This window comes from Kocuria sp. (genome assembly GCF_030536815.1).
Taxonomy (GTDB): Bacteria; Actinomycetota; Actinomycetes; order Actinomycetales; family Micrococcaceae; genus Kocuria; species Kocuria gwangalliensis.
On sequence record NZ_JAUNPE010000174.1, the window covers coordinates 1 to 4082 of the forward strand.

A 4082-nucleotide genomic window follows, 5' to 3' on the forward strand; every position below is an offset into this window, starting at 1 on the left:
CAAGAAAACAACGAAGATTAGCTTATCGGTAGCCTGAGCTGCGGGTCAAAACCGAAGCCACCCCAGTGACTGTGCTCGTCCTTCACCGAGAGCGCCCGCCGCCCACGGCGCCGCGGTACAACTCATTCAATTGGTCACTGACGGCATCCGATCCGTAGCGGGCACGGATGTCCCGCGCCATCTCATCCGGGGTTGCCGCCGAAACGGATTGGGACAGTTCCAGTACCGCCCGCCCGAAGGCTTCCGGGGATCGTTCGGACACCATGCGGCCGTTGCGTTCCGTGATGAAGTCTCGCTGGCCTCCCCGATCCCCCATGATGACGGGTCGGCCGGCTGCAAGTGCTTCGGCTGCGGCGACGCAGAAGGTCTCCGATTTCGAGGGAAGTACAAAGACGGTGGATTCGGCGAGGTCTTGCCGCAAACGCTCGGTACTGCGGAACCCTCGGAAATCTACGTGGTCCCCGATTCCGAGCTCACGCGCACGTTCCTCGGCTTGCTCCCGCATGGGGCCATCCCCGTCCCATACGAGCGTGGCATCATGGCCGTGCCTGCGCAGCCATTCCACGGTGTCCACGGCCAGCAACGTGCCTTTGTGTTCGGTGACGGCACCCACCCCGATGAGGCGCAGCGCGCCGTCGTCAGTTATGGGTGTGACCTGCGGCGCGTGGTCGACCACGTTGCCGATCAGCTGAGTGGCCCCGGGGCGGGCAAACTTCTTTAGTTCGCGGGTCATCAGTGTGCTCACGCCCGTGACGACGCGCGGCAGGCGCAGCACGTACCGCAGCCACGCTGTGCGTTCCCAGAGCTGGTTGACGTGCTCTGGGAACAGGATTCCGTTCCAGTGCTCGGTGTGCACCCACGGAGTGCGGCCCACAATCGGGGCCGCAATGAGGGCCGATGAGAAGGCCATGGTGTGTACGACATCGGAGAACCGCACCCACTTTCGGATCTCAGCCAGGGCTTTCACGATGGTGAGTGGCTTTCGAGGATCGAAGCCCACCCGGGTGACCGCAGCGCCGTCGTAGGTTTCCTGGGTGACGGGCGAATCGTTCAGAAGTTGGACGTGAATGACGTGCACTTGATGATCCCGGGCAATGGCGCGCACGTGCCGTGTGATGAACGGCGTGCGGAAGGGCGCATCCTGCGTCGGATACCACGTGGAGACCACCAGAATTTGCATGGCTTCACCCTATCGAGTGCAACTTTTGTACTGCTTAGTAACCGGTCTGCGGGTGGCCATCAGACCCTTGGCGGCACGATGTCCTAAACTCCCAATAGTGACCACGCCCGCTGCAGCTCCCCGCGTTCCAGGCCGGTGGCGGCCGATCCTCTTTCCGCCGCCCAACCACGAGAACAAGGACAACCCCATTGGGTCCGCCTTCGCGCTGACCGTGATCGCTGTGTTCGTCCAGGGACTCTCGCGCTTCGGCTACAGCTTGCTCATCGGCAACATCCTGGGAACGGAAAAGCTCGGGCAGGTCAACCAGGTCATTGCCCTGGGGCTGTTCCTGGTGCTCCTGTGGCCGCAGGCCTCCGGCACCGCGGCCTCCAAATACATTGCCATGGCGCGAGGTATGTCTAACGCCGATCAGCAGGCGTCCGTGGCGTTGTACACCTCCCGCAGCGCGTTCGTGGGCATGACGGTGCTCTCCGTGGCCGCCGTTTTCGTTGCCATTTACGCGCAGGAACTTCCCCTGAGCTACGCACTGTCAGCGGGGCTTCTCGTGATCGCTCTGTCCGCCTATAACTTTGTCCGCGGCGTGCGCACGGGCAACAACCAGTTCGTGACCACCACGTTCTGGGACTGCATCAGCTCATTCGTCACCCTCACGCTGTTGCTCGTGGTGCTCCTGGCCGAACTGTCTTCACTGCTCCTCCTACCCTTGTGCCTCGGCTACTTCATCTACGCCATCCCGGCGTGGCCTGTGCGCGGGGGAACCCCGTTGCCCAAACCCCTCAAGCGTGAACTCCTCAAGTTCACCGCGTGGGGATCCATCAACATTCTCACTGCTGCCGGTCTGCTGCAGCTGTCCCTGATCATTGGCGGCAATTACGATAGTCAGGAAGCCATTGGCCACTACGCGGCGGCGTTGACCATTGCCACACCGGCCAGCATGCTCTCCTCCGCTATGATCGTGGCCCTCTCCCCCTCTGTGGCACGCATGTTCAGTGCCGGCGACATGACCGGGATGAAAACCCAGCTGGACTCGATCATGCGCACCATGGTGCTGGTCTTCCTCCCCGTCTTCGGTGTTGGAGTCCTGTGGGCCGAGCCGCTCGTCATGGTGCTCTACGGCGCTCGTTACGAGGAGTTCGAGGGCGCGATTCCGCTACTGATCGTGCTGTTCTTCGCTGTCTCCACCACGAGTTTCAACGCGGCCAACTCACGCCTCAACGGTGGCGAGCACTGGGGTGTGCGCGCACTGGCCATGTGCAACGCGATTGGCATGATCCTGGGCATTATCACCATGGTGTGGTGGGGCCCGGAGCTGGGCATGATGTCGGCGGCCATCGGCTATCTAGTGGGCTGCATCATCAGTTCCATGGCGCCCTTGATTATTGTGTGGGTTCACGACCGGATGCCTTGGGGTGGCGTGATGATTCGGATCGTGACCGGTTATGTCTTGACGCTGCTGAGTCTGTGGCTCACGTACCGCTACGACTCGCTTCTGGTCACCATCGGCGTGACGCTGGCCTTCCTACTGATCTGGTGCGCCATGTCCTGGCGCGATCTGGCTCCGCGCTTGCGTACGGCCACCGAGCGCTTCTCCAGGAAATAATTGCCGTCAATTCGTTCCGCGTCGCTTGGCCAAGCGATCCCGGGCTGTTTGGGCGGCTGCCGCGGCCATGAAGCGCAACGGGGCGTCGCGGCCCAACACGTGCATAGGCTTGGCCGTGAGAAGTGCGGCGAGGCTGGCAAAACGACGTCGCTCGGTGAGCGCCGCGCGCAACGCGCCCTGATCGGTAGCGCCGGCCAACAACAGGTCGATCACCCGCACATCAGCCCGGGAAAAACTACCGCGGGCGCCCGGAACGGAGCCCAACAAAGAAGTGAGAACCTTGCGCGCCCCCTGGGCCTCGTCACGGGTCCACGTTCCGGCCTTCAGATGCGAGGTAACGGCCTCAAACATGTTGATACGCACCACCTTGACGATGAACGCACGACGTAATTCAAGCGCGGCGCCCTCGAACCACGGCCTGTCCAGAATGCGCAGGGCGGACTCGAGCTGCGTTCGAACGGGCGACGGAGTCCGGGACACCCGATCCGTGGCGTCCGCGTGCATGACATACGTGGGTTCCCCGGGGGCATAGTCGATCCTGGCCGCGCCCGCGTAGAGACGCATGACGAACGCTTGGTCCTCGCCGGTGCTCGTCCCGAACTCGAATTCCGCTCCTAACCTGCGGACGGTCTTCACCCGCTGCAGCCCGAATACCGAGGCCCGATACACAAGCCGGTCGGCAATGGGATCCAGGTTCGAGGTACGCCCCGGGCGGATGACGGGTGTGATGTCTACGCGGCCGTTGCTGTGTTTCAGCCACGGGATCACCATGTCGCTGTGCCGGCTCTCGGCGATCTTGACCCAGCGAGCCACCGCTCCGGGCTGATAACTGTCATCACTGTCCAGGAAGCAAATGTACCTGGCATCGGTGTGGTCCAGCCCAGCGGTTCTGGGAGCCGCGGCGGTCGTCCCTTCAGCGGGCGCCTCAATGATTCTGATGTGTTCCAGTTGCTGCTCCGTCAGCATGTTTCGAACCTGCGCCGTGGACAGGTGATGAGCCACCACGGTGATGACATACTCGTCCGCCGAGAGCGGAAGGACACCAACTCGCGCAGAATCCACAGCGCGACCGAGCGGCCGCGAGATGGAATGAACGGGAATGACGACGTCTACGAGTGGGCGAACGGACGGTTGCTGCATGACTAGCAGAATAAGACACATTCCCGTACTTCAGCCCTGCGATGCCAGAGCGAACGGCAGAACATTGGTGGCGCCCGCCAAGCGCAGCTCACGCGCGGCAACGGTCAGCGTCCAGCGGCTGTCGACGAGGTCATCCACCAGCAGGATCGATGGCTGCGGTTG

3 protein-coding genes are annotated in these 4082 nt (G+C 62.6%); 1 reads left to right on the top strand and 2 read right to left on the bottom strand.

Features of this window, described 5'->3' with window-relative positions:
* Positions 1–82: 82 nt before the first annotated feature.
* Positions 83–1180, bottom strand: coding sequence for a glycosyltransferase (locus tag Q4E95_RS11535; RefSeq protein ID WP_303383445.1), 1098 nt, complete (start codon positions 1178–1180; stop codon positions 83–85).
* 97 nt (positions 1181–1277) lie between these two features.
* Here Q4E95_RS11535 and Q4E95_RS11540 point away from each other — a divergent pair, with 97 nt between their 5' ends.
* Complete coding sequence (locus Q4E95_RS11540; protein WP_303383446.1) at positions 1278–2780, top strand: lipopolysaccharide biosynthesis protein; 1503 nt, start codon at positions 1278–1280, stop codon at positions 2778–2780.
* A 6-nt stretch (positions 2781–2786) separates the two neighbouring features.
* Here Q4E95_RS11540 and Q4E95_RS11545 read toward each other — a convergent pair whose 3' ends face one another.
* Positions 2787–3920, bottom strand: a complete 1134-nt coding sequence (locus Q4E95_RS11545) for a glycosyltransferase family A protein (RefSeq protein WP_303383447.1) — start codon at positions 3918–3920, stop codon at positions 2787–2789.
* Positions 3921–4082 lie beyond the last annotated feature (162 nt).